We start from the raw sequence: 21,698 nt of genomic DNA, 5'->3' as shown, positions 1-21,698 counted from the left end.
CCCGCCTCTCGACGTGGTCAAATCTTACGTCGAGAGCCAGCAAGACGCAGATACCAAGAAGAGAAAAGCCGCAGCGCAGCCGCTCAAAGTGAAAAGGAAATCCTATCCCCAGGCTGAAGTCAGGGGTTTGCGGATTTTGGACGGTTGATCAAGACCACGACATGGACCAACAAGTCCCTCATCAGAACACTGGCCATGCAGCAGCGTGGGATGTCATTGATGGTCTTCTCAGACCTGTCTTGCCTGCTGTGTGTGCAGGACAAGACGGATACGAGAATGGCATCCATCCTGCCGACACCTGTCTGCTTGCGCCGGTGCATATCGCAAGATGGACGTGAACCGCGTCATGCGCTGACCATCAAACCCGCAGAAGCGGTGGATCACAGGCTGGTCCTCGCGATCGACGAACAGGCGATATCAGCCTGGAGCCCAACGTCCGAGACATGGGTCTGCAATCCTGCCGGCAGTCTGATTGTCGCAGACTGGCTGATGCTGCTGGACGCAGAAATCGACGCACTCGAACGTCGCATGATACGGCTGCCGCGCTATGACACACCGCTCACAGCACTCGACCTAGTCGAGAACGGTTTCGGCCAGTTTACAGCAGGCCACATGCCGAGTGCACGCATGAGCACAAGCACCGTCGCCTTCTTCATGCGCAAGACCTGGACAGACGATTGCGCCCACTTGGGCTGCATCACATTCGATCCCGCAGACCCGCGGCTCGACATACTTGTCAAAGTGTTCAGCGTCGCTGTCGATCTTGCCTCCTCGCCGTTTCCGCGCGGCTCGGAACGCCAGCGACCGATGATTAGACTTTGCGCCAGGGGCATTTATTCCGATCGCGGATGCTTCACGATCGACAGAACAAGCGGACTTGATCCAATGGCCCTGGGGCTCAGGATCAGAGATCTGCTTGGACCCGACTGGGCCGCCATCGCGAACCGCTTCGAGGGCAGGCCGTCAGGCGATATGGGCAAGCTGACTGTCAACGGGCTCGTCGTGATGGCGGGCTTCATGGGATCGCGCGACCTGCCTTCCTCTCACGCCGCGATGATGAAGTATGCCGAGTTCAATCTGCTCAAGGAAGAGTTGGCGAACCTCAGAAAGACCGGAGTCGATACATGCACGACCGAACCTACCTGAACGCAACCATGGAGCTCGCGAGCATTGCCCGGGCCTTGAGCAATATCGTGGTATCAGAGCGCTTCCTGCTCGCAAAGAACACTGGTGCGCCGACAGTGCTGACCAAGGTACGCGAGAACCTCGAAACAGAGGTGCGCGATCTGCTTTCCACGCATCCGAAACTCGCACATTTTCAGCGTGCCAGTATTCTGACGTCACTCAGCTCCGCCTTGGTCACGGCGCTTTCACCAGAGGCCCCGGGTTCGATCCACTTTATGGCAGACGACTGGCGGGTCTTTCTGACCACGATGACGCCAGATGAGTTGCGACTGTGGAGCTCGCGCGGCCTCGGTATCGGAAGTATGCATAGGACGGTTTACGACTGCCTGAAAGATCAGGTCCGGCCCAAGGAACTTGCATTGGATTTTGCCGACGCGATTGCGGACAGCATTGCCCCATACGAGCTCGCAACACAGTAGATCGGCAATAAGCAACACTGCATCTAGCTCTCGAAAGATCTGCGCAAGATCGCGACACCACTCTTTGCGCCTTACCTGCGCGCACAGATTGCTGCATTTCCGATCGCAACCCATGAGCGCACAGACCGCCTGATCGATGATGACTCCCTCCAGACCGTCATCACCCTCCACCTCGCAGAGCTGCCTCCGAAAGCATTCGATCCCAGCATTGCGCGTCATCACAACCTGACAGCCTTCCTCGATCTGATCAGGAGCAACCACGGACGCATGATTATTTACAAGACGACCGGCAGCCTCGAGGCATTTCTCGAGCGCCCGGCCGCAATCACACACTGTGTCCGCAGCAAGATCTCCAACGTCTGACAGAGTCTGCTATGATCGCTTCGCGCTTGGCACATAAACATCCAGCAGCTCAGGCTACTGGATGTTTATGTGCCATTTTCGATTCTTTCCCATGGCATTTTTTCCGACATCATCTCGGGCACATCTCCTGACGAAAGGCGTCGTCCACTTCTTGGTCATGTCGTCAGTCTGGATGGTTTGCTTGACCTATACGCTCAGCCCAAGACCTGTGCCGGCCACCATCGCACGCGATGCGGGTTACCGGGCCATGTGTGGCCTGTGCCAGGCTTTAGGATTCCTGGTCATTGCTGAGCGGCAGATCACAAACTTAGAATGCACACCTGAAGACACAGCTTGGGTCAGTGGGCCAAGGATGCAAGCGGAGGACTCTGTCCTCGAGATTCTGGCAAAATACCCTGAGTTCGTCCCGCACAACCGCGAAACTATTCTGACAAGCCTCAGCGCGCGACTGATCGTCCTACTGCCGGACGCCAAGCCAGGATCGGTCTGCTTTTCGGGCCAGACCTGGTCATCCGTTCTTGCGTATCTGGCTGCGTCCGAGCTGGGCCTCCTTGTCTCTAAAGGGTTAGGTGTTGGGACTGCGCATCGCCACATCTACACAACAATCGAAGACCTCTCTCGCGCAGATCCAGACAGGGCAAAAGCAGCAGCACAGATCATCGCTGACAGGATTGCACCGTTCGAGGAGGCACGATCGCTGGGCGACGGCTTCTGGCGTAATGTCGAGGCGATGAACATCAAGACTCCACATTTCGCACCCTACCTACGCACACAGGTCCGCTGCTTCCCCCGCAATGCCAATGTGGAGGTTGCCAACGCCATCGCGCGGAACCAGTTTGTCTCGGTCGTGCGGCTCTACCTCGCCGGTGCCGACAGGTCCCTCTTTGTGACATGCAAGACAACGTCAAATGGCATTCCGCGGTTCATAGCCCTCACACAGAGCAATCACGGCCGCCTGCACATCTCGACAGAGATTCCGGACCTCGAGAGCTACTTGCCAGACCCTGTCTCAAAGCTCGGCGTATTTGGATGATGTCGACAGGCACTCATATGAAATCGTCCGAAGCAGGCTCCACTTTCCCATCTGGTGTGAAAGCGGGCCCGCAGCGGCCCTTCCCAGTCAAAAAAGGAATTTGGTGATGATGGATCTCGCAGTGAGAAAGACGCATACCTACGTCGGCACCTTTTCCCATCTCGACGATTGGGACTCTATCGGGTCATTTGACATCGTCAGCAACCAGGCAGTCCTTGATGATGATCAAGACCCCTGCGAACCCACACACATCTTTCTGAAAGTCCTCGTTCAAGCCGATGCCGGAACAACAGACGCGGATATCGAAAGCGCCCTGCGCAGCAGTCTGAGCAAGTCCGGCTGTGCGCATGAGCACGACTGTTGCGGCTGCGTGTCGACCTATGTCAATGACGTCATGCGCCAGGATGCGCATCATTGGGCGGTGATCCAGCACGCCTCGCGCAACTTCTGATCCCTCGCGCGCGACCCTGCGCCGAAGCACTTCGCCAGCCAGTTCAAGGAGGCAAAAATGGCTCATTGCATCTACTACCCAGAACTGCTGCACGCGCACCGGACACCGAACGGGCATCCCGAGTTCTGGACGCGGCTCAAGGCCATCCAGGAAGGCCTTGACTGGGACGACTGCGCGTTCATCGAAAAGCGGACAGCTCCCGTGGCGGAGCTCGACCTGGCGCGGACCTTACACACCGATGCCTATCTCGAAATGCTGGCATTGCCATTCGATGATGAGGAACCGATCCGGTCGCTGGACGGCATGGACACCTGGCTCGACCACGACAGCCTGAAGGCGGCCCTCGCGGGCCTCGGTGCATCGCTTGACGCCATCAAGGACATGGCCGCAGGCGATCTCAAGCACGCCTTCGTCGCGACGCGGCCGCCGGGCCACCATGCGCTGAGCGATGCCGCGATGGGGTTCTGCCTGCTCGGCTCTGCGGCGCTCGCGGCCGTGCATGCCCGGGATACCTATGGCTACCGGGTCGCAGTGCTGGATTTCGACCTGCACCACGGCAACGGCACCGAGGCGCTTCTGCTGGACCAGCATGATGTTTTCTTTGCCTCGACGCAGGAGAAGAACCAGTGGCCGATGACATCGGCGACCGGGACGACAGGCAAGTTCGGACACCTGCACAACATTGATCTCAATCGGCGGACGGGCACACGGGAGATGGAGGCGGCCTGGATCGACCTTCTGGACCGGATGCGGGCGTTCGAGCCTGATCTGGTGATCGTCTCGGCCGGTTTCGATGCGCATCAGCATGACCCGCTGTCGGGCCTGAGGTGGCAGACCCACTCCTACCCGTGGCTGGCTGCGCGGATTGGTGAGGCAGCAAATGTCTCGGCACGGGGCGGCGTCCTCTCGATCCTCGAGGGTGGCTACGAGCAGTCCGTGCTGCGCAAGTGCGTGCCGCTTTACATGAAGGCCATGGCTGCCACGCTCACGGCTTGAGCGCACCCTGAAAGACAGTCAGAGATAACGCAAAGACAGACCTGCGGCGGACCCTCGTCCGGCGCAGGACATGAACTGTTCAAGGATAAGCACGATGACTTCTGGCCTCGCTTACGCAAACTCCGCCAACAGGTATGCTCAGTTTGGCTCCTTGTCTGCCTTATGCAAAAGCATTCGAACGCTGGACTATAACCGGCGCGCCCATCTCGCACTTGGATGCAAGCCAGAGGATGTGGCCTTTATGGATGCACCACTGGCAGCGGCCGTGACCGCCGTCTTCCATCTGCTCGAGACCCACCCTGAGCTACTGACTAAACACCGACAGACCATCCTCAGCTCGTTTCATCGCCCCCTCATCGCACTTCTTCCGCCGGCCAGGCCGGGCGAGCTGCTCTTGAACGAAACGGACTGGCGCCTCTTGCTCACGGGATATGCTCCCGAAGATTTGGAGTTGATGATCTCCAAAGGGCTCGGCGCATCAAACTGTCTCAAGGCCATTTTCAAGTGCCTGAGAGACCAGGTGCGGCCACAAAAGTTAGCTCAAGTCTTCGCGGGGATCATCGGCGAGCAAATCGGTGGTGTTGAACAAGCGCGCAAATCCGGGAAAATCGTGTGGTTCGACCCAAAGGTCAAAAATATACTAAACCCGCTGTTTGCCCCCTACATGAGCGCGCAGGTCAAGGCCTACCCTCATGATGTCCTCAATGTTGTGTGTGTCGCAAAGTTAGAGGGGCATCTGAGAACGCTCCTTTGCTTCTATATGGCAGGCGCACCTTACGAATACTTCTTCCTCAATGATACGCCAGCAGGTCCGGTGAGAGCCTTCGTGAACAAGCTGAAGAGCAATCACGGCCGCATGGAAATTCACGCCTTTGCGGGCAGCCTTGCGTCCGCCATGCAGTTATCAAGCGCGTCAATCACCGAGTTTCTGTCCTGATCAGCATGAGGCGTGAACCCGATCTGAACACATCTCCAGGAGACCCTCATGGTCCAATCCGTCGCAGATCCATCCTACCTGGCACCAGTCACTTCCGGTGACCGGGGATGCGACGTCCTGAAAGCGTCACTTATCGGCACTCATGGGCCGGCGGCCGCGTTCCTGGCCTCCCTGTCCGATCGGGCCCTCAGCCGCTATCACCGCACGATCACGGAGCCGCGCCCGGAGCAGCGCTTCGGGCCAGCGCCGCATCTTCTGACTGCGACGATGGACCAGATATACGCGTGGCTGCACGCGATCTGGACCGAGATCGAAGCGACGATCGACGACCCGATCCTGCCGGTTGTACCATTTGACGACTGGCTTGCGCACGCCGCAGAGGATGACTTCTATCGTCACCACCTGCATGCAAAGTTTGGAGATTATGTAGTTACTGCAAAAGCAGCAGCTTCGTGATTTCGGGGTCCATCTGATGTCCTTTTCAGGAGCAGCGAATGCCGCTTCCAGTAAGGATTTGTCAGCCTTGGGTCCGGGGCCATCTCCCTGTGGCCCGACTTTCCCCGCCGCGGTCGTGAGACCGCTGCGACGTCCATCATGCTCTCGTCGAAGCGGTGCACCAGATCCTTCAAGATGAAAGACCTCGCGCGCGGCGATGACGAGGCTCCACGTTTCCGTCTGCGTTTGCCGTCGGGCGATGACGCACCAGGGAGAGCGGAACGTCCGTCCCCCGTGGCTGTCTCGTGATCCGTCGGCTGCCCGGCCATCGCCCCAGATACACTGGCTGCGATATTCCGGGCTCCGTTGACATCTGCGTGTATCCGGGTGCCGCAGAAGCAACACTGGAATTTCTCTCCCTTGCGCTGACGTGCATCGACGTAGCCACAGCAGGAGCATGTTTGTGAGGTATAGGCGGCTTCCACTTCGTGGATCTCGATGCCATACCGTTCGTTCAGATCGGCGAGCTTGCGCGCCACGGCACCGCGACCGCAGTTGCTCAAAATCCGGTTTATCCGCCGACCGATATTCATTCCGCGGAAATCCAGAGACTCCACGGCCAGAACCCGCGGCCGGTGCAGCGCCACAAGGTGGTTCAGTGCCCGGTTGATCTCGGTGTCGATCATTGCCCGCAGACGCACCACAAGGCTCTGGTAGAGCTTGCTGTCTCGGGGCTTGCGCCCCGCCGCCTGCATCCGTGCCGCTTCCCGGTCAGCACGATGCGCCAGGGGCTCGATCTTCTTACGGAAGTTCCGTCCGACCAGATCGCCGTGATTGGAGGCAAAGAGGCTGTTCAGGCCGAAGTCCAGTGCCAGCACATCCGTCAGTGGAGTATAGCTGTCTCGACTGGCTTCGAAGACCTCCGTGAGATCGCGGGTCAGCGCCACCTTAAGGCGGCTGTCGTCCCCGAGGAAGATATTCACGGATTTGCCAAGCGCGCCGGGGCGGAATAATCCCGCGCCGCGGCTGCCGCCGGTGATGTCCTCGCGGTCGCGCCCCCATCCCCGGATGGGCAAGAGCACGGGTGATGTCATTGTCTTCGTTTTGATGTGCAGCCACCAGGTGAAGAGGCCGCCAGGATCGGCGGGCTCAAGCCAGTGCTTCTCACCATCGAGGCCGAACCCGGCCCGATCGTCCATCCGCATGGTCAGGCGCTCGAAGCGCGGCCAGCGGTGGCGAAAGGCGATGCCCTGGAAGATCGTGCGAGCGAGGCGACGGGCGCGGCTCGAGACAGGCACCAGGGATTTGTCGGCCAGCTTGCGCATCACCGCCACACCGGCGGGCGCCATCCAGAGCTTCTGGGTGTTGATGGCATTCAGTTCATGGCGCAGCTGAGCGAGATCGCTCTCGATCGCTGTGCGTCGTTCATCAGGCAGTGCCCGGAAGCGCCGCTTGGCCGCCCCGCCCCAGCGGCCGGGCGTAAACGCCCTGGTGATCGCATCCCGGAAATCGTTCTGGCGGTTCGAGATCCAAGAGGCGACAGCACCCGTGGCCTGGGCGCGGATCATTTGCTGCTCCTGGGCCCCGATGCGCGCCTTGGAGGCCGCGATACCGGGCTCCAGTGCTTCATCCGCAGCATAGATGACCGTGCGCAATCCGGTCCCTGCCATCAGATCGCGCCGGGCGACATAGCCCTCGGCACGCAATCCGCGCTGCCAGAGAGCCCAGAGATCGAAAAGTTCCTGCGCCTTGGAGGTGTTGGCGGGCATATCGAAGACATCGGCGCGCAGCTTGCGGTTCTTCTTGCCTTTGGTCGCTGACTGCGGTGCGGCGCCGGGAACCGGCACGCGCAGAGATCCACGATCTCGTTCGCGTCGCGACGGCATGAAATCAGAATGGGCGCAGGCATTGCTCATGAGACGAATATTGGCCCGTCGCCGAAAAGACGAAGAACTTTCAGGTGCTTGCGACGAGATTTCTGTAGGTGAGCCGGCCGGGCGACGAGATCACGCGAGACAGCTTCGTCAGCAGATCGGCCTCTCGCCATGATCTGCGGAATGCCAGATCTTCGAGATACCGATCAAGATGCTGCTGGTTGATCCAGTGATGGACCCCGAGCACCATGCGACGCAGATCTGCATGGCAGCTCTCGGCGGTATTGACGTGAACGACAACGCCATCGGGATCGGTGCGTGCGAACTCTTTGTCGGAGTGCTTCACGGTGCGGTGCTCACCGTGAAGAACACCATACGCCGGGAGCGAGTCCGTCATAAAGGTGCCCGCGGACGCGACGATCATATCGGCGGCCGGGCCGATATCGGCCTTTCCATGGCTCTTGATGCGTTGGAAGCGGGCCTCACCGCCCCGGACTGCCGCCGTCAGAACAAGGGGTCGGCGGGGACCCCGACCGGACTTGACGCCCGTCGGTCCGCCGCCGTTCTTCTGCCTGGGCTTCGCGCCTGCATAGACTTCGTCGAGCTCGACTACATCGCCGGAGATCGGCGTTCGGACGAGCCAGCCCATCATCGCGCGGACGCGATGTGCGAGGAACCAGGCACTCTTTTGCTGGATTCCGAGTATTTCTGAAAGCTTGAGGGATGAAATGCCCTTCGACGAGGAAATGATCAACCACAGACCTCGCAGCCAGGTCGATATGGGCAATCGAGAGCACTCCATCGGCGTGCCGGTTCGGATCGAGAACTGCCGCGCGCAGGCGCGTCATCGGTAGCGACCAACGCAGCCTGGCAGGCGAGCAGCATCCATGCCATCGCAGCGATGGCATACGATGCCACGCGGCCAGCGAAGACGCTCGGCAAACGAGATGGCCTCGTTTTCCGAGGCAGTCATGCGTGATATGTCAGCAAAGCTGAAGCGGGATCGTCGATGAGTTTTGTGCATTCCGCCAACATTGGCGGAAATCACTGAACAGGAAGTGAACTTGCAGTAGCTACATAATTCCGCAAAGTTTTACCTCGGCCACACCGAGCCGCAGCTGGTCCTTTGACGCCTTGCGACTGGAGCTCTGGCTTCGTCAAGCATGCGCGCGACGCACTCCATAACCGCAGACACGACATGATCTACGGAAGACCTGAGCTAGGCTGTCTCGCAATCACAGAAAGTCTGCAATTCGATTGGCGGCGCGGCACCGGGCCTTACCTTGTCTGGGCGTTCCATGCGAACCGCGGCACTGTCGCGGTATCAAAAATCGGCGCATCTCTTTGCCATGAATCCTTGAGCGCGCGACCTCGCTTCCATCGGATTCAAATTTCCGCGCAATTCGATTCGGCCCTACATCTTGGCTGTAACGTAAAGATCGGAAAGGCTTCCAGCGCAGATGCGATACCTTCTGACCACCGCCATCACTGCTCTCGCTCTGGCATTTCCCTTCGGCGCCCAGGCCATGCAGATCTTCGTCAAGGATCATCAGAACCAGACCATTGCCCTCGAGGTCGAGAGCAATGACACGATTGAAAATGTCAAAAGCAAGATCCAGGAAAAAACGGGTGCCCTGCCTTCGCTCCAGCGGCTGATCTTTGCGGGCAAGCTCCTCGAAGACGGGCGCACGCTGAGTGACTACAATATCCAGAAGGAGTCGACCCTGCATCTCGTTCAACGCACGCGCAAGGCTACCTTCCCCCTGGTGGGCACAGCTTCGGGGTTCATCGAATGATTTCGCGTCGGAACCACAAGGGCGCGGCGCTGGTCGAATACGGCATCCTCGTCGGATTGATCGCCGTCGTCGCCATCACTTCCGTCAGCCAGCTCGGCGACAAGATCTCCTCCATCTTTCGCGATGCCGCTTCAGCACTCGATCCATCCATTCACGCGCAGTCCGATATCGAGATCGACATCCCGGCGACTGGCTTCACCGTCAATGGAGCCGGTGGCAACGCTGTTACGCCTGGCGAGATCCGCAGGCTGACCCTCACCAACACGATGAGCGAACCCACACTCAATCTCGTCCTCGACATCACCGACGGCACGCATTTCGCAATCGTCGCCGGCGATTGTGCAGGCACCATTCTTGCACCGGGCGCATCCTGCTTTGTCGCTGTTCAGGCCATCTCGGCGACCAATGGCAGCTTCGAGGACGCACTGGACGTTTACTACTGACCTCAGATGCTTTTGCGCCCGCATCAGATTTGAAGCGAAAATCACCCGCCTTCAGCGACGGGGGTCTTGCTCTGCATCAGAAGATGACCTCCATATCATCCATATTATTGGCATTTTCTGCGGAGCGCAGGCGATGAACGGTGGCGTAGTAGTCAGACGGGCCTTTTCCTCGTCGGGCGGCGGAGGGTGAAAGTTTTCGTCCAAACTCTGCCAAAGGCGGTGACTTTCGACCGACGGTGAAGACTTTCGTCAACTCCCTGCAAAAAGTGATCGTTTTCGACGGACGGTGAACGAATTCGAAAAAAATATACGCCGGTCGGTTTTACGCCGCGCGGCACCCGAGTCGTCAAGCGAACCCGGCCGCGCCCTGGCGTAGAGACATTTCCGTGTGAGAGGACTTGTCGCAATTTCCCAGGTTCGGACGAGCGAACCTCGACCCAGTCGATCTGAAAAGGACACCACCATGAGCTTCAAGCAGGATCACCACGGCGCGATGTTCTGGTGCACACTGGACCTCGATTCCGTCGAAGACACGGACATCACAGATGCGCGTCTGCCCGTGGGCCAGATCGAGCCGCTCGAAGGTCTCGACCTGGTTCCTGGTGACATCGTGCCCGTGGGTCGCGACGACCGCGGCAACCCCGTCTACCTTGTCGACCCCAACCATACCCATATTGCCATGTCCCGCGCGCAATGCGCATTGCTGGCAAGTCTTCTTGCCAGCAATATGGGCGCGACTGAGGTGCCCACGGAGCGCGATACGCCGCTCAATACCTTCCTCGCCTACCTGCTGGATGAATCCGTGCCCCGCGCGCTCCACGAAGATAGCGCCCACGGTGCCATGGAGCGCCATAATCAGCACATGGCTATCCTGAAGGGGGATCTAGACCAGCTGCCTGCACATCTCCAGATGCCGGCGTCGGACGCTAGTCAGTGAGTGCGCTCGCCCTGTGCATGCTGAGCGAGGAAACATCCAGCCGACGCATCATCGACCGCGGCACGATGCCGGACTGGATGCGCGAGAAGACCATCTTCGCCAGCCTTCTCTTCGCGGACGCGTGGGAGTTCTTCCCGTTCCACAGGGATGGTGCACCGGCCTTTGCGATGCGTGTCGCCTTACTGAGAGAGCAGAACAAATTCCCGCTGTCATTTGTGTCCGCCTCCATCCAGACCTTCGGAGCACCTCACGGCGTCCTGCAAAACCTCAACAGCGATGCCGGATGGATCGATCTGCCGGAGGAGGCAATCGTCGCTGTCATAAACGCCCTGGGCTATGCCACCGGGTATCCGACGCGCTGCTCGCATGCCGTCACGCATGAAGGCGGTATCATTACCGCTGCGCGTGCCGACGATCTAACGCACGGCGGCCTGCGACCTGCCGGAGAAGTCTGCAATTTCGACGCCACAATCTGGATGGAAATCGACAATCTTTCCAATCTGTCCAATCACGAAATCATGGCACTCGCCAGCGCGCGCCGCGGCACTGGCACGGCCTGGATCGAATACTTCAATCCAGCAGCTGTATAGGCGCCAGCGCCCACCTCCAAGGAGATCCACAAACCATGACTGCTCCAAGAACAGACGCGACCGCGCGGTTCATCTTTGCCTGCGACCTGCTTGATCGGCTCCGCCGCGAAGGCTCCGACACCAGCGGCGTTGAAAAGGAACTCTCGGAGACTCTTTTCAGTATCACGCCATCCAGCGAGGTCGTCTCAGCCATTGCAATCGCGAACCAGCCCGTATTGCTGGACCGGTTGGTCTCCCGCGACGGCCCAGGCCGCTACATGCCACACTCCTCCTCCAAGGAGTGCCGCAAAATCGTGCACGCCGTGGTCGCGACCGGCGAAGTCGAAGCGACTATCCGGCTCATCGAGCACGGTGGACCGTTCATGATCCTGCGCGGAGACGGTCTCACCGACACCTGTATCCAGCGTGACTGTCCGCGCAGGCTGAATCTCATCGTGGCAGTCCAGGCTGGTCTTTCCTTTTTCGAGGAAGATATGCTGGAAATCCTCGAAGGCGCGCAGCAACGCCTGGGGGACGCACTGATCGAACTCGACACGCCAGGACGGTTACGGAACGGCATGTCATTCATGATTGGTGCCCAAGCGATAGAAGATATTACCCTCAAGCAGTTTGCGTTTTTTCTGACTGGCGACCGCACCTTCGAGCGGTTCTTCCAATGGAAAGAGCTGGAGGAAGCGCTGCACCCGCGCGTGATCGCACTTGCCCGCATGAAGTCCTCGAACCACGGGCAGATGACGCTCAAGAGTTTTGAGCCCAGCCGATCGATGATCGCGCGCCGCGCTCCGGACGCCGACTTCTTTGACCTGACCAGCACGTCCACACGTTTGGTGGATGCTAAACCCATCTACTGAGGAGTGCGTCGTGGCGTGGCAGATGAGCCCGGGTCGTGAACGAACCCGGACTACCCTGCCAGCCACATTGGGAGGATGACCTGATTGGATAAGACGACTATCCAGTCAGCCACAAAATCAATCATCAATCAGTGTGGGTGCAATCACGCTGTATAGCCCGGAGTGACGGACACACACGATCGCCACCTTGCCATCTGCCTGTCTTTCTTTCCGGTTCAAGGAGACCCTGACATGACCCTCGTTATCGAACGCAAAGCCAAGCGCCGCCTCGTGCATTCGCCTGCCACTGCAACGCGTATCGCCACCCCCACCTTCACCGTGAAGGATGTCATCGCTGCCAGCGTGACGCTCGAGCCGATCATCTGCGCCAACATCGCCTGCCCCGACCCCTCTAGCGGAAACGTCGTCTTCAACCAGGGCGTCGGCGACGCTTGCTGTGAGGTCTGCGGTGAATGGCAGCTCGATCTTCCAACCGAGATCAGTGGCCTCGATAATCATCGGTGATCTCGTGAATCTGCGGTCCGGTCCGGCCGCACCCGATCCCGCGCTACCAAACGGCACGTGGACAGACGCTGTAGCATCGATCGTCGCGCGCTTCGAGGTTGCGGCTGCCGTCGGCGGGTCTGCTGTCTGGAATGCCACGGGTTCGCGGGCCACCGGCGAGCTGATGAAGACGATGGCGCGTCTGCTCGATGTCGAGGCACGGGGCGCGATTGCGACACGCGACACTGCGATCGAAGAGATCGTCGCCAAAAACGCGCGCCTCATGCAAGTCGGACTGGAAGCCGTCGAACACATCAAAGAGCTGCAACAGGAGTGCAATCGACTCTATGCGCAGCTCGATGCGCACGGGATCGAACACGACCCGCGGTAAACCGGGAGGTCTCCATGATTTCGCAAGACAGTCACACCTGGAAGGCGCCTTTCGTTCACCGGGATTGCTTCTTGAGAGTGCCCCACGACACCTTCCTGGCTCTGTACGTCGAGGATGCACGGGACCTTATCCAGGATCATCGCTTCCCCAACCCGGAGCCTTTCCAGTTGAGTATCGCCTTCCATGCCAGCCCCACCACATTCAGCAGCGCCGGCGGCATTGGCAATCAAACCGACACGGGTGTGAGGCTGATGATCCGGAACGCACCCTACGACATGATCGAACTGCTCCCTGCGGAGAATGGTCATAGCGCGATGCCGGACATCAATTCAGCCTCTCTGGTCCGTCTGTCACGCTTCGTGCACAACACCCTCGGCATTACGGAGCGGCCCTACAAGATTGAACTTGGCGTAAGCTTTGGTGACGGAAAGTGGATGACGAAGATATCTGGTGATTTGGCGGACGCGGATATTGAGGGCGTCTCATCGGCACCGCTGCTCAACCTGTTGTGCAATATGTCATCCCATGAAATGTTGCCATTCTCTCAACACCCGCAGATCGCATTTCTGCGCCTGCCAAAGATGTCCTGATGGAAGACTTCATTGCCTACCACGGCCTCCAGGGTCGGCGTCCGAAAGACTTCAGTTTCGGATGCAGAAAATCGCACCCTGAAGGCATTCACCTCGGCACACTGCCGCAGGCTCGAATGCGGGCAGGATCAGGCACGGTGCTGAAAGTTCTGGTGCGCGCGAGCGCACTATCGCAGCACAGACCCGTTCCACGGGTGAAAGATCGTGACGACAGCTGGCGCAACGTCGTGAAGCGGCGCGCTGCCTTGGGTCAGCAACTCCTGACCTATCTTAACCGCCATGAGGGCATCCCCGGCGAGCGCGTCATGGCGATGACAGCACTCTCAAAATACAAGATCCTCACGATGCCCGACAGGCAGTTCCGCAAGGTGGCTCCTGAGGCAGAGGACAGCTGGATCGTGCTTGATCCGGACTTGGTTAGAATCATCGGTCCGGAGCGCAAGAGACGATAAAGAGAAGGCCCGGTCGAGCTCACGCTCGCCGGGCCTTCTTCAATTTCCCCGATCACCGATCGGATGAGTGCATCAGGCGTTGATGCTTTCCTTGAGCTTCTTGGCCACGGTGACCTTCACAGCCCGGTCCGCTTCCTTTTCCATTTGCTCACCCGTCGCAGGGTTGCGCACCATCCGCGCGGGCCGATCGCGGCATGAAATCTTGCCTACATCCGGGATCGTGACAGCGCCGCCGGCGGCCACGGTCTCGAGAATGATGTTGCTCAGTGTGTCCAAAGCTGCTGCGGCAGACTTTTTGTCCGTGTCCATGCGCTCGGCCATCAGAGCGACCAATTGTGCCTTCGTCAGTGCGGTTGACATAGAAACCCCCTTGTTTTTTTGGTTGTCCCTGCTTTTGCAGCGCAAAATCACGGCAGACAAGCCCTTTGATCGAAATCCTCACTCGAAACGACCGAATTCGGCATGAATTTTTCCCAAACAGCAGTCGACCCAATCTCCAGTCTGCGAGCCCGACAGCGCCTTTGCTATGCACCGCTGCCAGTTTGCAGACACGCAACCACGTCAAAGACCACAAAGCTGGCCTAGATCAAAAGGATCAACAGACTATGACCATTAGCATCATTGCGCTCCTTGCCGGCAGCGCCTTCGGCGGTGTCATGGCCGCCCTGATCTCTCCGGCGCAGCGCCCTCTGCGCGCGGTCGTCATCATGCTGGCCGGCTACGCCTTTACATTCGCGACGGCGCAGATCCTGCTGAATTTCGCCCTCGGCCCCGACGCATTGAGCCAGCAAATAGTGCTGGGCGCAGCTCTTGGATGCCTTGTCCTGACACCGTTCATGCCCGGCCTGATCCTTGGGAAGACCGGCCCCAACCTGTGACGCAGCGCCTGTGACGGCGCTCCTCGCAACGAGAGCACCACCACAGACCCGTCGCAACCAGGCCGATCCAAAACAACGAGGAAGATGTCCAGTGAAACATACACCCATTGCACGTCCCGTAGCGCAACCCGCTACACCCGTCGCTGCACGCGCCCACACGCCCGACCCGGCACAATGTGCTGGATGTGAGCACCGCGAGGCCGCCTGCCAGATGGCCTTCGACCAAATGCCGGTCCTTCATGTCTACACGGACGGCATTGCCTTCGTGAACTGCGTGCAGTTCGACGCGGCCGCGGTTAGCACCGGTGCCTGGCATGACTGAGATGTCATTACACATCACCGCAGATCCCGCTCCGGATTGCGGCGCGGCCTGCCTGTGGAGCTTTGTCGCGATGGATTGGGACGGGTTCTACGGCACCCGCATCGTCGTCTGTGCGGCCGAGCGCCAGGCCGCCATCAAGCTTGCCACCCGAGAGGCGGTGCGACACGCCACAGAACAGATTGTTGCGACCGGATATGCCTACGGCATCTCGGGAACCTCACCTGACGCACAGGACAAGATCCTGGCGCGTAGCCACGTCTACCGCGCAGAGGCCCACGCCAAGATAGAACGCCTCGACAACCTCGCAATCACCCTCAGCGCGCCAGGCCGGCGTCGCTAAAACCCCAGAAAGAACTTCATGCTCAGCTGCATCCTCATCGCCGGCGCCGTCTTTTTCAAGGACGGTAACAACCTTTACAACATGCACCACGCCACACGGATTAGCTTCAGGTCATCACGCAGCGTCCTGACCGCTGATTTCGGCATCATGACCATGAGCTTCGACGTCCCCGATGCCTGGGCTGCAATCAGCACCGAAGACGTGCTTTACACCTGTTCCGAACAAGCCGAAATCGCTGCCACCCGCCGGTAAAACCGGCGACGCCCATTTGCAATCGCACAGTTCAGGAGTTGCCATGACAGACACCATCATTGATACACTTTATGGTCAGGCGCCCGTTCAATCCGAGGGCACCGTTGCCGGTATCCCCTTCTACTTCCGGGCTCGCGGCGCCCGCTGGACAATGAATATCGGCGCTGATCCATTGGGGTCTGCGGCATGGGGCTTTGAAGAGTCCTTCGGCACGGGTTTCGAAGCAGGCTTCATGGATGAAGACGAGGCGCGCGCGAATATCACAAAAGCGGCCGCCGCCTTTCTTGATAGCGACGCCTTCAAATCTCTGACGCCGTTCGATCTCTACAATGCGACCGAGAAAGCATGGGAAGCCGGGCTTGCGACAACCTTCGGAAAGGACGCGCGCAACGCTCGCTACAAGCCGGAAGGTCAGGGCGGGCCTGGGACCCGTTTGCGGCAGCTCTTTGATACGCGCCTGGCGGCAATGCAGTTTTGGGAGGATGCGCGATCTCTGGCGCATAAACAGCCATAGGATCAGTGATCAGTGTCATAGGCTGCATCATTTCAGATTGCTTCCAAAAAGCTCCATCTCCACAGGGTCAAACCCGGTCACGGAGCCCTGATCATGCTTTTCGATACACTCGTCATTTTTTCGCCGACCATTCTGGTCGCAGCTTTTCTGATTTATCGTCACATGACGGCACCAACCATCATTGTCCCCAAGCAGGAAGATTTCGCCTTGCGCCACGAGCCTGTGCTCACGCGAACTCCCGTTGATCTAAAGCCTGAGCCAACCATCTCCCGCACTGGCATGGCATCTGCGACTTCAGACGATCTCGTTCAAACAGTGCTGCGTGAACACGCGATGGCATCCATCCCAGGGCAGACGCGAAATCATCTCTCTCACCCGACTATCACCGATGACAAAAAAAGTGCGCCGACCCAAAAGGCACCCAAAGCACAATCTGAGCCGGAAGACATGTTCTATGTGACCTTCACTGAGGAATTCAAACGCAGCAAGGCCGAAAACGAAACCCCATCCAAGGCCGAATGATTTTCGCCTTTGAAAAGTCCTGCATGATAGAGTTGAACCGTTTGGGCCGATCAGAAACTGCGCACTATTTTCGTCTCATGATGAAACATGTTTCTCCATATCGCTTGCAGCGGGCGGCATTGGTCAGTGCAATCTGTTTTGCAGTCCTTCCTGCTATAGGCCAAGCACAAGGTAATCCGGCAGAGGTTTCTGCCAGCATGACCGAGATCGCTGGCTACGCGCAGGGTGGGTGCTTCCTCGAAACAATTCCGGCAACACCTCTTACTGACGGTCTTGCGCTGACATGCCGCGAATTTACGTGGACGGTCACAAATACGACCGAACAGCCACTGGCGTCCATCATGGTATCGGACGACTTCGGGGCTATCCTCGACAGGCTTTCGACCGCGGAAATGGCGGCCGTGGTGGTCGGTCTTCGCGTAACGGATGCAGCAGGGATGCGGGGCGAGGCATTCGACGGCAAAATCTTCTCGGCTGCTGCCGACGTGATCCCGGCGGGAAATACTGTCGCCCTGCGCATTCGCATTGAAATTCTTCATCCAAAAGATCCGGTTCAGTCGACACTGGAGGAGTGATGCCTTGCAAAGGCTGGTGACGCGCACGGGATAGGCTCACTCTTTGAACCCATCCGGACACGCCACCGACAGCAAGGAAATATTTCGATGCAAAAATTGACGACACGCGGAATGATTGCACTCGCAGCGCTGGCGGTCGTGACGCTGGCCGGTGTGTGGCAAGGCCTTGTCATCCTCGATCTGATGTCCACCGGACGCATGGAACAGTCCGTTGCCGAGACACAGAAAATCGCTGTCGTCGGGGTCTCAAACATCCTGTGTGGCATCCTGCTCTGGATCGCGATCAACGATGCCGATCATACGCAATCACCCAAGGAGAATATGAAATGAGTACTGCTCTCGCCACAAAGAAGATTGGCGCAACGCAGTCCGACCTTGTTGTCGCACTGGCTACATCCACCTACGCCCTGTCGGTCTACGCCGATGCTGACCTGATCCGAAAATCACCAGGCGCACGTTTTACACTGCCATTTTCTGGAGGCTCGGCACGAACGGCCTTCGGCCTCTACGAGATCGGCTGCGTATCAGGCGCCTGGGTCGTTTCACTTGACGGATCACCGGTCGGCCTGTCGCATGCGACGATCTGTGGAGCCCGGCAGGCCGCCATAAACGACTACGCTTTGCGCGCCGTCACTGCTGGGCGCGCTATCTGACGTCCTGCAAGGACAGCACTGCCTATCTGCCGTTTCAGCATGAAGATGGTCGATCTCAACACTCGCGACACGGTCTCGGACGGCTGGCCGTCCGGACCTGGATTTACTTCTGACGACAGAATAATCACATGAACTCGACCCTGGCTAAGTAAGATCGTATGGGCTTTGCAGCTTGCGACAAATATTAAGCACAGATCCCATCACACATAGAGGAACCTATCTTGGAAGTTATTCTCGTCATACTCTTACTCATCGCCCCCTTCTTCCTATTTGAGATCGTCGCGACGAAAATAAGTAAGTTTTTTTTAGAGAAAGCGCTGACACGGTTACCCGAAGACTTCGTGCATTCGATCGTCTTCAAGAGTGGCTCTCCGACCGTCATTTTTGACAATGTGAACCGGAGAATTGCCTTCGCAAGCCGGCGCAAAATCGAGATCGTCAACTTCGACGACATAAAGTCTTGGCAGCATACCTGGACGTACATTTCCAAAACAAGATCTGTCGGATTCTTTTCCAGCAGCAGTTCTTCCCAGATCGATCACAAGGTGAAGGTTCTTTCCAGCGGCATGATCAAGCCATCGATCGAAGTGTCCTTTTTGTTAAAACAGGGCGCCGAAGAGCTGGCCGACACATTCGCTCTCCATCTCGGCTAAAGACTGAGGCGGTCAGACAGACAAGACCCTGCATCGCAGTTCGCGATGCAGGGTCTTTCATCTGTGCCAGCACGTAACTCTTCCACCAAAAAGCGCACTTTAATCTTGGCAGACCCACCGGTCCGCGTCGAAAATCCGTACGCATTCGATTACGCATTGCTAGGTCTTTTCCGCAATTCCAATTCCACAGTTATGGCGCATTGAACCTATATTCGAGAGTAGCGACAGCAATCCAGGACGCAGGCAATGATAACGACAGACTGGCGCAAGGGGAACGGATTTTTCTTCGACGACCAGACATTCGCGATCGGCGACGTGCATGGCCAGGCAGAAGCCTTGGGAGTCCTGCTCGATCACCTCCATGGTCTTCCCGCGCCAATGAGCTGCGTGACCAAGACACGCGAAATGGTTTTCCTGGGCGATCTGATTGATCGCGGTCCAGACAGCATCGGCAGTGTCGCCCACGCTTTTGCGTGCTTCGACCGCTTCGACAGAGTTCATTTGCTTCCGGGAAACCACGAGCTCATGCTGCTCTCCGCCATGAACGGGAACGCACGGGCAAAAGCGCTGTGGGCCCGCAACGGTGGCATGGCGATGGTCCAAGAGGTCGATCCCCAAGGTCTTCTTGGTCTCGACGAAGCGATTGCCGCCCTGCGCGCACGTCTACCCACCGCCTGGACTGCCATTTACGGACATGGACCGACGCATTTACGGCGCGGAACGCTTGGTGACGTCCTCTTCGTGCACGCTGGCATCAACCCCGAGTGGCATCTCGACACATTCCTCGAACTGCCGCGCTTTGCCATCGACGATAACCACTGGGCCTGGATGCGGCAGCCATTCCTGTCGTGGGAGGGTGGCTGGGGCCATATGGGGCTGAACCTTGTCGTGCACGGGCACAGCCCGGCGACGGTCAAGCCGATCGGAACACGAGCGCTCCTTTTACGCCTGCTCGATTCCACGGACCATTTCGCATGCATCTGCCTTGATGCCGGATCTCTTCGCCTCCCCCAGGTGGCAGCCGTGGAATTTGCAGGCGAGAACTTTCGTCTGCACCTGGTCGCCGCACCGGAGACAAGTCTTTCCTGATTTCTCGAGAAAGACCGATCTCCTGCGCGTGAGCAAAAGCCAGAAGGGTTTCCATCGTGAACAAGACCTCCGAAACATCGACCGCGCAAAGACCCATCACGGTCTCTGAGCTGGCACGCGTCATCGCACTTTGCGCAGTCGCCACGTGCAACAGCCTGTCATTCTTTGTCGCAATGATCGCGCACCTGTTGGGCCACGATGGTGTTGCCGGTCTTGCCCTCAAGTCTTTCGGTGTTTCCACGCTGGGGCTGATTACCCTCGGCGCGGCGCACTACTGGACCATGGGTCTGCTCCCTATCAGCAACGCGGATCAGAGGATCGACAAATGAAGCATATTTCGCCCACAAGCCTGACGGAAAGCACCCACATGGTGCATGCCCACGCCATTACATCGGAGCTTGCCGATGGCAGTGCCTGCGCAATCAGGACTTATTTCCATGACGGCACTTCCAGAGGGCAATGCCAGGCATTCAGAGTGAACGACACACACCTGGCGACAATTTCTGGCGTTCTCGCGGGGCTTTTCGACCTTAAGAATATTGCGGTGCCCGGCGACACGATCCGGATCAAGACAGTATGGGGCAACCAGCTGCCGTTCTTTCAAACAAGCAGGCCGGTCTCGAACGCGCACAAGATGAACCTCAAAAGTCTGTCAGATATTATCAAGGATCTGCGTGACAATGGTGTCGCCGTGTCGTTCATGGCCGACGCTGACGAACCAGATCCCGAACTGGTGCGACACGCCAGTAAAGTTCTGATGCAGCAACGCAGGCGCTCCTTCGCCTGATTTCCGTCACACCACCCAAGAGGCCTGACATGCACCACGACTACCCCACAGGAGCCATTTTCGACGCCTTGTAGTTCACAACTACAAGGAGAAGTACATGGGCAAGACCCACCGCCGCTCGAAACTCGATCAGTCCTTTGGTTGCTTCGATGGCTACATCGAACGCCGTGCATACGGCAGCGATTTTTGCATCGGCTTGATCGAAGAAGATGTAGAGACGGCACGACGTCAGGCGCGTTCAACCGCCTGGGATAAACTCTACTGGGCCCGCCGCACCCGTGACGGCCGGTCCGCGGACTACCATCACTACAGCGGTGGCAGCGGCGCATGCGGCCTCTTCCGCTACCTGTCCAAGAAGATGGTCCGCAACGACACCAAGCGTGCCCTGGTGCGCGCCGCAGACCGTGGCGACTGGGATGACGCCGTCTACCCCACCGACCGTGATGGCAAAAAGTTCATCTGGTCCGTCTGGTGAAACAGGGCCAGCCTTTCGGGGCTGGCCTTCCTCGTTGAGGCCAGCCCCGGATTCACCCGGAAAGCATGCTCACAAAATAGCGGGCACAAACATCATCTCCATCAGAGACAAAGGAGTCAGCATGCCAAACGCTCTCAGAATTATCGAGGCGATCTGCAAAGATCTGAACAGAACAGGCTATGTCTCCTCGCCACGCGCGGTGCCACAGAAAGGCTTCGACCTGACAGGGTTTCAACCGCAAAAAAGCGATATCCCCGGTCTCACGACGGAATACGTCAAGCAGTCCGGCCCCGGCATCCTGGATGACGACTACCAGGCAACCCTCGCCTATCTGATCGGAAACAAGTTCTTCGTCGTGCAGTGCAACACCTGAGGATATGACATCATGGCTGCACGCATCATCCAGACTTTC

The 21,698-nt window shown here is 58.4% G+C and carries 35 protein-coding genes; 31 read left to right on the top strand and 4 right to left on the bottom strand.

What is annotated here, in order from left to right:
* Positions 1–489: 489 nt before the first annotated feature.
* The 7 genes from ACOI1H_RS16415 to ACOI1H_RS16385 all read left to right on the top strand — a co-directional run bounded on the left by ACOI1H_RS16415 (position 490) and on the right by ACOI1H_RS16385 (position 5,840).
* Positions 490–1,146 (top strand): hypothetical protein, encoded by a 657-nt coding sequence (locus tag ACOI1H_RS16415; RefSeq protein ID WP_422438919.1) that lies wholly within the window; start codon positions 490–492, stop codon positions 1,144–1,146.
* Positions 1,125–1,604 (top strand): hypothetical protein, encoded by a 480-nt coding sequence (locus ACOI1H_RS16410; protein WP_422438918.1) that lies wholly within the window; start codon positions 1,125–1,127, stop codon positions 1,602–1,604. The genes ACOI1H_RS16415 and ACOI1H_RS16410 overlap by 22 nt, the downstream gene beginning before the upstream one ends.
* A gap of 544 nt (positions 1,605–2,148) precedes the next feature.
* Positions 2,149–3,000, top strand: coding sequence for a hypothetical protein (locus ACOI1H_RS16405; RefSeq protein ID WP_422438917.1), 852 nt, complete (start codon positions 2,149–2,151; stop codon positions 2,998–3,000).
* 106 nt (positions 3,001–3,106) lie between these two features.
* Positions 3,107–3,451 (top strand): hypothetical protein, encoded by a 345-nt coding sequence (locus tag ACOI1H_RS16400; protein ID WP_422438916.1) that lies wholly within the window; start codon positions 3,107–3,109, stop codon positions 3,449–3,451.
* Between the two features lie 57 nt (positions 3,452–3,508).
* Positions 3,509–4,447: a histone deacetylase family protein gene (locus ACOI1H_RS16395; protein ID WP_422438915.1), complete on the top strand. Its 939-nt coding sequence runs from the start codon at positions 3,509–3,511 to the stop codon at positions 4,445–4,447.
* Between the two features lie 94 nt (positions 4,448–4,541).
* Positions 4,542–5,384, top strand: a complete 843-nt coding sequence (locus ACOI1H_RS16390; protein ID WP_422438914.1) for a hypothetical protein — start codon at positions 4,542–4,544, stop codon at positions 5,382–5,384.
* A 48-nt stretch (positions 5,385–5,432) separates the two neighbouring features.
* Positions 5,433–5,840, top strand: coding sequence for a hypothetical protein (locus ACOI1H_RS16385; RefSeq protein ID WP_422438913.1), 408 nt, complete (start codon positions 5,433–5,435; stop codon positions 5,838–5,840).
* Here the strand turns inward: ACOI1H_RS16385 and ACOI1H_RS16380 are convergent.
* From ACOI1H_RS16380 to ACOI1H_RS16370, 3 genes are read right to left on the bottom strand one after another with little or no spacing between them, the layout of a single operon-like run.
* On the bottom strand, positions 5,807–7,735 hold the full coding sequence (locus tag ACOI1H_RS16380; protein WP_422438912.1) for an RNA-guided endonuclease InsQ/TnpB family protein: 1,929 nt from the start codon (positions 7,733–7,735) through the stop codon (positions 5,807–5,809). The genes ACOI1H_RS16385 and ACOI1H_RS16380 overlap by 34 nt on opposite strands.
* Before the next feature lie 40 nt (positions 7,736–7,775).
* On the bottom strand, positions 7,776–8,495 hold the full coding sequence (locus tag ACOI1H_RS16375) for an IS1595 family transposase (RefSeq protein WP_422438911.1): 720 nt from the start codon (positions 8,493–8,495) through the stop codon (positions 7,776–7,778).
* A gap of 42 nt (positions 8,496–8,537) precedes the next feature.
* Positions 8,538–8,666 (bottom strand): transposase, encoded by a 129-nt coding sequence (locus ACOI1H_RS16370; RefSeq protein WP_422438921.1) that lies wholly within the window; start codon positions 8,664–8,666, stop codon positions 8,538–8,540.
* A 487-nt stretch (positions 8,667–9,153) separates the two neighbouring features.
* Here ACOI1H_RS16370 and ACOI1H_RS16365 point away from each other — a divergent pair, with 487 nt between their 5' ends.
* The 9 genes from ACOI1H_RS16365 to ACOI1H_RS16325 all read left to right on the top strand — a co-directional run bounded on the left by ACOI1H_RS16365 (position 9,154) and on the right by ACOI1H_RS16325 (position 14,226).
* Positions 9,154–9,489 (top strand): ubiquitin-like protein, encoded by a 336-nt coding sequence (locus ACOI1H_RS16365; RefSeq protein ID WP_422438910.1) that lies wholly within the window; start codon positions 9,154–9,156, stop codon positions 9,487–9,489.
* The gene (locus ACOI1H_RS16360; protein ID WP_422438909.1) at positions 9,486–9,932 is read left to right on the top strand and encodes a Flp family type IVb pilin; all 447 of its coding nucleotides are present in this window, start codon (positions 9,486–9,488) and stop codon (positions 9,930–9,932) included. Before ACOI1H_RS16365 ends, ACOI1H_RS16360 begins: the two co-directional genes overlap by 4 nt.
* 463 nt (positions 9,933–10,395) lie before the next feature.
* Positions 10,396–10,869: a hypothetical protein gene (locus tag ACOI1H_RS16355; RefSeq protein ID WP_422438908.1), complete on the top strand. Its 474-nt coding sequence runs from the start codon at positions 10,396–10,398 to the stop codon at positions 10,867–10,869.
* A complete protein-coding gene (locus ACOI1H_RS16350; protein ID WP_422438907.1) occupies positions 10,866–11,459 on the top strand; it encodes a hypothetical protein in 594 nt (197 codons plus the stop codon). The genes ACOI1H_RS16355 and ACOI1H_RS16350 overlap by 4 nt, the downstream gene beginning before the upstream one ends.
* Positions 11,460–11,494: 35 nt before the next feature.
* Positions 11,495–12,310 (top strand): hypothetical protein, encoded by an 816-nt coding sequence (locus ACOI1H_RS16345; RefSeq protein ID WP_422438906.1) that lies wholly within the window; start codon positions 11,495–11,497, stop codon positions 12,308–12,310.
* Positions 12,311–12,541: 231 nt separating this feature from the next.
* Positions 12,542–12,814, top strand: coding sequence for a hypothetical protein (locus ACOI1H_RS16340; RefSeq protein ID WP_422438905.1), 273 nt, complete (start codon positions 12,542–12,544; stop codon positions 12,812–12,814).
* Between the two features lie 4 nt (positions 12,815–12,818).
* Positions 12,819–13,184, top strand: a complete 366-nt coding sequence (locus ACOI1H_RS16335; protein WP_422438904.1) for a hypothetical protein — start codon at positions 12,819–12,821, stop codon at positions 13,182–13,184.
* Positions 13,185–13,198: 14 nt separating this feature from the next.
* Positions 13,199–13,774 (top strand): hypothetical protein, encoded by a 576-nt coding sequence (locus tag ACOI1H_RS16330; protein WP_422438903.1) that lies wholly within the window; start codon positions 13,199–13,201, stop codon positions 13,772–13,774.
* Positions 13,774–14,226 carry a hypothetical protein gene (locus ACOI1H_RS16325; RefSeq protein WP_422438902.1) on the top strand — a complete coding sequence of 151 codons (453 nt, stop codon included), beginning with the start codon at positions 13,774–13,776 and terminating at the stop codon, positions 14,224–14,226. Before ACOI1H_RS16330 ends, ACOI1H_RS16325 begins: the two co-directional genes overlap by 1 nt.
* A 72-nt stretch (positions 14,227–14,298) precedes the next feature.
* On the opposite strand, the gene ACOI1H_RS16320 is transcribed toward ACOI1H_RS16325, so the two are convergent.
* On the bottom strand, positions 14,299–14,586 hold the full coding sequence (locus tag ACOI1H_RS16320; protein ID WP_422438920.1) for an HU family DNA-binding protein: 288 nt from the start codon (positions 14,584–14,586) through the stop codon (positions 14,299–14,301).
* 245 nt (positions 14,587–14,831) lie between these two features.
* On the opposite strand from ACOI1H_RS16320, the gene ACOI1H_RS16315 reads away from it, so the two are divergent.
* The 15 genes from ACOI1H_RS16315 to ACOI1H_RS16245 all read left to right on the top strand — a co-directional run bounded on the left by ACOI1H_RS16315 (position 14,832) and on the right by ACOI1H_RS16245 (position 21,659).
* A complete protein-coding gene (locus ACOI1H_RS16315; RefSeq protein ID WP_422438901.1) occupies positions 14,832–15,104 on the top strand; it encodes a hypothetical protein in 273 nt (90 codons plus the stop codon).
* Between the two features lie 91 nt (positions 15,105–15,195).
* Complete coding sequence (locus ACOI1H_RS16310) at positions 15,196–15,426, top strand: hypothetical protein (RefSeq protein ID WP_422438900.1); 231 nt, start codon at positions 15,196–15,198, stop codon at positions 15,424–15,426.
* On the top strand, positions 15,419–15,766 hold the full coding sequence (locus ACOI1H_RS16305; protein WP_422438899.1) for a hypothetical protein: 348 nt from the start codon (positions 15,419–15,421) through the stop codon (positions 15,764–15,766). The genes ACOI1H_RS16310 and ACOI1H_RS16305 overlap by 8 nt, the downstream gene beginning before the upstream one ends.
* A gap of 18 nt (positions 15,767–15,784) precedes the next feature.
* The gene (locus ACOI1H_RS16300) at positions 15,785–16,018 is read left to right on the top strand and encodes a hypothetical protein (protein WP_422438898.1); all 234 of its coding nucleotides are present in this window, start codon (positions 15,785–15,787) and stop codon (positions 16,016–16,018) included.
* Between the two features lie 43 nt (positions 16,019–16,061).
* Positions 16,062–16,532, top strand: coding sequence for a hypothetical protein (locus ACOI1H_RS16295; protein WP_422438897.1), 471 nt, complete (start codon positions 16,062–16,064; stop codon positions 16,530–16,532).
* Between the two features lie 93 nt (positions 16,533–16,625).
* Positions 16,626–17,054, top strand: coding sequence for a hypothetical protein (locus tag ACOI1H_RS16290; RefSeq protein ID WP_422438896.1), 429 nt, complete (start codon positions 16,626–16,628; stop codon positions 17,052–17,054).
* 23 nt (positions 17,055–17,077) lie between these two features.
* Positions 17,078–17,629, top strand: a complete 552-nt coding sequence (locus ACOI1H_RS16285) for a hypothetical protein (RefSeq protein ID WP_422438895.1) — start codon at positions 17,078–17,080, stop codon at positions 17,627–17,629.
* 87 nt (positions 17,630–17,716) lie between these two features.
* On the top strand, positions 17,717–17,959 hold the full coding sequence (locus tag ACOI1H_RS16280; RefSeq protein ID WP_422438894.1) for a hypothetical protein: 243 nt from the start codon (positions 17,717–17,719) through the stop codon (positions 17,957–17,959).
* On the top strand, positions 17,956–18,282 hold the full coding sequence (locus ACOI1H_RS16275; RefSeq protein WP_422438893.1) for a hypothetical protein: 327 nt from the start codon (positions 17,956–17,958) through the stop codon (positions 18,280–18,282). Before ACOI1H_RS16280 ends, ACOI1H_RS16275 begins: the two co-directional genes overlap by 4 nt.
* Before the next feature lie 221 nt (positions 18,283–18,503).
* Positions 18,504–18,935, top strand: a complete 432-nt coding sequence (locus ACOI1H_RS16270) for a hypothetical protein (protein WP_422438892.1) — start codon at positions 18,504–18,506, stop codon at positions 18,933–18,935.
* Positions 18,936–19,181: 246 nt separating this feature from the next.
* Positions 19,182–20,024, top strand: a complete 843-nt coding sequence (locus ACOI1H_RS16265; RefSeq protein ID WP_422438891.1) for a metallophosphoesterase family protein — start codon at positions 19,182–19,184, stop codon at positions 20,022–20,024.
* Positions 20,025–20,080: 56 nt separating this feature from the next.
* Positions 20,081–20,353 carry a hypothetical protein gene (locus ACOI1H_RS16260; protein ID WP_422438890.1) on the top strand — a complete coding sequence of 91 codons (273 nt, stop codon included), beginning with the start codon at positions 20,081–20,083 and terminating at the stop codon, positions 20,351–20,353.
* Positions 20,350–20,811 carry a hypothetical protein gene (locus ACOI1H_RS16255; RefSeq protein WP_422438889.1) on the top strand — a complete coding sequence of 154 codons (462 nt, stop codon included), beginning with the start codon at positions 20,350–20,352 and terminating at the stop codon, positions 20,809–20,811. The genes ACOI1H_RS16260 and ACOI1H_RS16255 overlap by 4 nt, the downstream gene beginning before the upstream one ends.
* Positions 20,812–20,908: 97 nt before the next feature.
* Positions 20,909–21,286, top strand: a complete 378-nt coding sequence (locus ACOI1H_RS16250) for a hypothetical protein (protein WP_422438888.1) — start codon at positions 20,909–20,911, stop codon at positions 21,284–21,286.
* A 121-nt stretch (positions 21,287–21,407) separates the two neighbouring features.
* A complete protein-coding gene (locus ACOI1H_RS16245; protein ID WP_422438887.1) occupies positions 21,408–21,659 on the top strand; it encodes a hypothetical protein in 252 nt (83 codons plus the stop codon).
* Positions 21,660–21,698: the final 39 nt, after the last annotated feature.

This window comes from Loktanella sp. DJP18 (assembly GCF_049310965.1).
GTDB lineage: Bacteria > Pseudomonadota > Alphaproteobacteria > Rhodobacterales > Rhodobacteraceae > Loktanella.
Note: the sequence above shows the minus strand (reverse complement) of the source record. Positions and strands in the feature narration are given on the sequence as shown.

Coding starts and splice junctions, on each gene's coding strand:
- ACOI1H_RS16415 (WP_422438919.1), top strand. CDS start 490: ATGCTGCTGGACGCAGAAATCGACGCACTCGAACGTCGCATGATACGG.
- ACOI1H_RS16410 (WP_422438918.1), top strand. CDS start 1,125: ATGCACGACCGAACCTACCTGAACGCAACCATGGAGCTCGCGAGCATT.
- ACOI1H_RS16400 (WP_422438916.1), top strand. CDS start 3,107: ATGATGGATCTCGCAGTGAGAAAGACGCATACCTACGTCGGCACCTTT.
- ACOI1H_RS16395 (WP_422438915.1), top strand. CDS start 3,509: ATGGCTCATTGCATCTACTACCCAGAACTGCTGCACGCGCACCGGACA.
- ACOI1H_RS16390 (WP_422438914.1), top strand. CDS start 4,542: ATGACTTCTGGCCTCGCTTACGCAAACTCCGCCAACAGGTATGCTCAG.
- ACOI1H_RS16385 (WP_422438913.1), top strand. CDS start 5,433: ATGGTCCAATCCGTCGCAGATCCATCCTACCTGGCACCAGTCACTTCC.
- ACOI1H_RS16380 (WP_422438912.1), bottom strand. CDS start 7,735: ATGAGCAATGCCTGCGCCCATTCTGATTTCATGCCGTCGCGACGCGAA.
- ACOI1H_RS16375 (WP_422438911.1), bottom strand. CDS start 8,495: ATGGAGTGCTCTCGATTGCCCATATCGACCTGGCTGCGAGGTCTGTGG.
- ACOI1H_RS16370 (WP_422438921.1), bottom strand. CDS start 8,666: ATGACTGCCTCGGAAAACGAGGCCATCTCGTTTGCCGAGCGTCTTCGC.
- ACOI1H_RS16365 (WP_422438910.1), top strand. CDS start 9,154: ATGCGATACCTTCTGACCACCGCCATCACTGCTCTCGCTCTGGCATTT.
- ACOI1H_RS16360 (WP_422438909.1), top strand. CDS start 9,486: ATGATTTCGCGTCGGAACCACAAGGGCGCGGCGCTGGTCGAATACGGC.
- ACOI1H_RS16355 (WP_422438908.1), top strand. CDS start 10,396: ATGAGCTTCAAGCAGGATCACCACGGCGCGATGTTCTGGTGCACACTG.
- ACOI1H_RS16345 (WP_422438906.1), top strand. CDS start 11,495: ATGACTGCTCCAAGAACAGACGCGACCGCGCGGTTCATCTTTGCCTGC.
- ACOI1H_RS16340 (WP_422438905.1), top strand. CDS start 12,542: ATGACCCTCGTTATCGAACGCAAAGCCAAGCGCCGCCTCGTGCATTCG.
- ACOI1H_RS16330 (WP_422438903.1), top strand. CDS start 13,199: ATGATTTCGCAAGACAGTCACACCTGGAAGGCGCCTTTCGTTCACCGG.
- ACOI1H_RS16325 (WP_422438902.1), top strand. CDS start 13,774: ATGGAAGACTTCATTGCCTACCACGGCCTCCAGGGTCGGCGTCCGAAA.
- ACOI1H_RS16320 (WP_422438920.1), bottom strand. CDS start 14,586: ATGTCAACCGCACTGACGAAGGCACAATTGGTCGCTCTGATGGCCGAG.
- ACOI1H_RS16315 (WP_422438901.1), top strand. CDS start 14,832: ATGACCATTAGCATCATTGCGCTCCTTGCCGGCAGCGCCTTCGGCGGT.
- ACOI1H_RS16305 (WP_422438899.1), top strand. CDS start 15,419: ATGACTGAGATGTCATTACACATCACCGCAGATCCCGCTCCGGATTGC.
- ACOI1H_RS16300 (WP_422438898.1), top strand. CDS start 15,785: ATGCTCAGCTGCATCCTCATCGCCGGCGCCGTCTTTTTCAAGGACGGT.
- ACOI1H_RS16295 (WP_422438897.1), top strand. CDS start 16,062: ATGACAGACACCATCATTGATACACTTTATGGTCAGGCGCCCGTTCAA.
- ACOI1H_RS16290 (WP_422438896.1), top strand. CDS start 16,626: ATGCTTTTCGATACACTCGTCATTTTTTCGCCGACCATTCTGGTCGCA.
- ACOI1H_RS16285 (WP_422438895.1), top strand. CDS start 17,078: ATGATAGAGTTGAACCGTTTGGGCCGATCAGAAACTGCGCACTATTTT.
- ACOI1H_RS16280 (WP_422438894.1), top strand. CDS start 17,717: ATGCAAAAATTGACGACACGCGGAATGATTGCACTCGCAGCGCTGGCG.
- ACOI1H_RS16275 (WP_422438893.1), top strand. CDS start 17,956: ATGAGTACTGCTCTCGCCACAAAGAAGATTGGCGCAACGCAGTCCGAC.
- ACOI1H_RS16265 (WP_422438891.1), top strand. CDS start 19,182: ATGATAACGACAGACTGGCGCAAGGGGAACGGATTTTTCTTCGACGAC.
- ACOI1H_RS16255 (WP_422438889.1), top strand. CDS start 20,350: ATGAAGCATATTTCGCCCACAAGCCTGACGGAAAGCACCCACATGGTG.
- ACOI1H_RS16250 (WP_422438888.1), top strand. CDS start 20,909: ATGGGCAAGACCCACCGCCGCTCGAAACTCGATCAGTCCTTTGGTTGC.
- ACOI1H_RS16245 (WP_422438887.1), top strand. CDS start 21,408: ATGCCAAACGCTCTCAGAATTATCGAGGCGATCTGCAAAGATCTGAAC.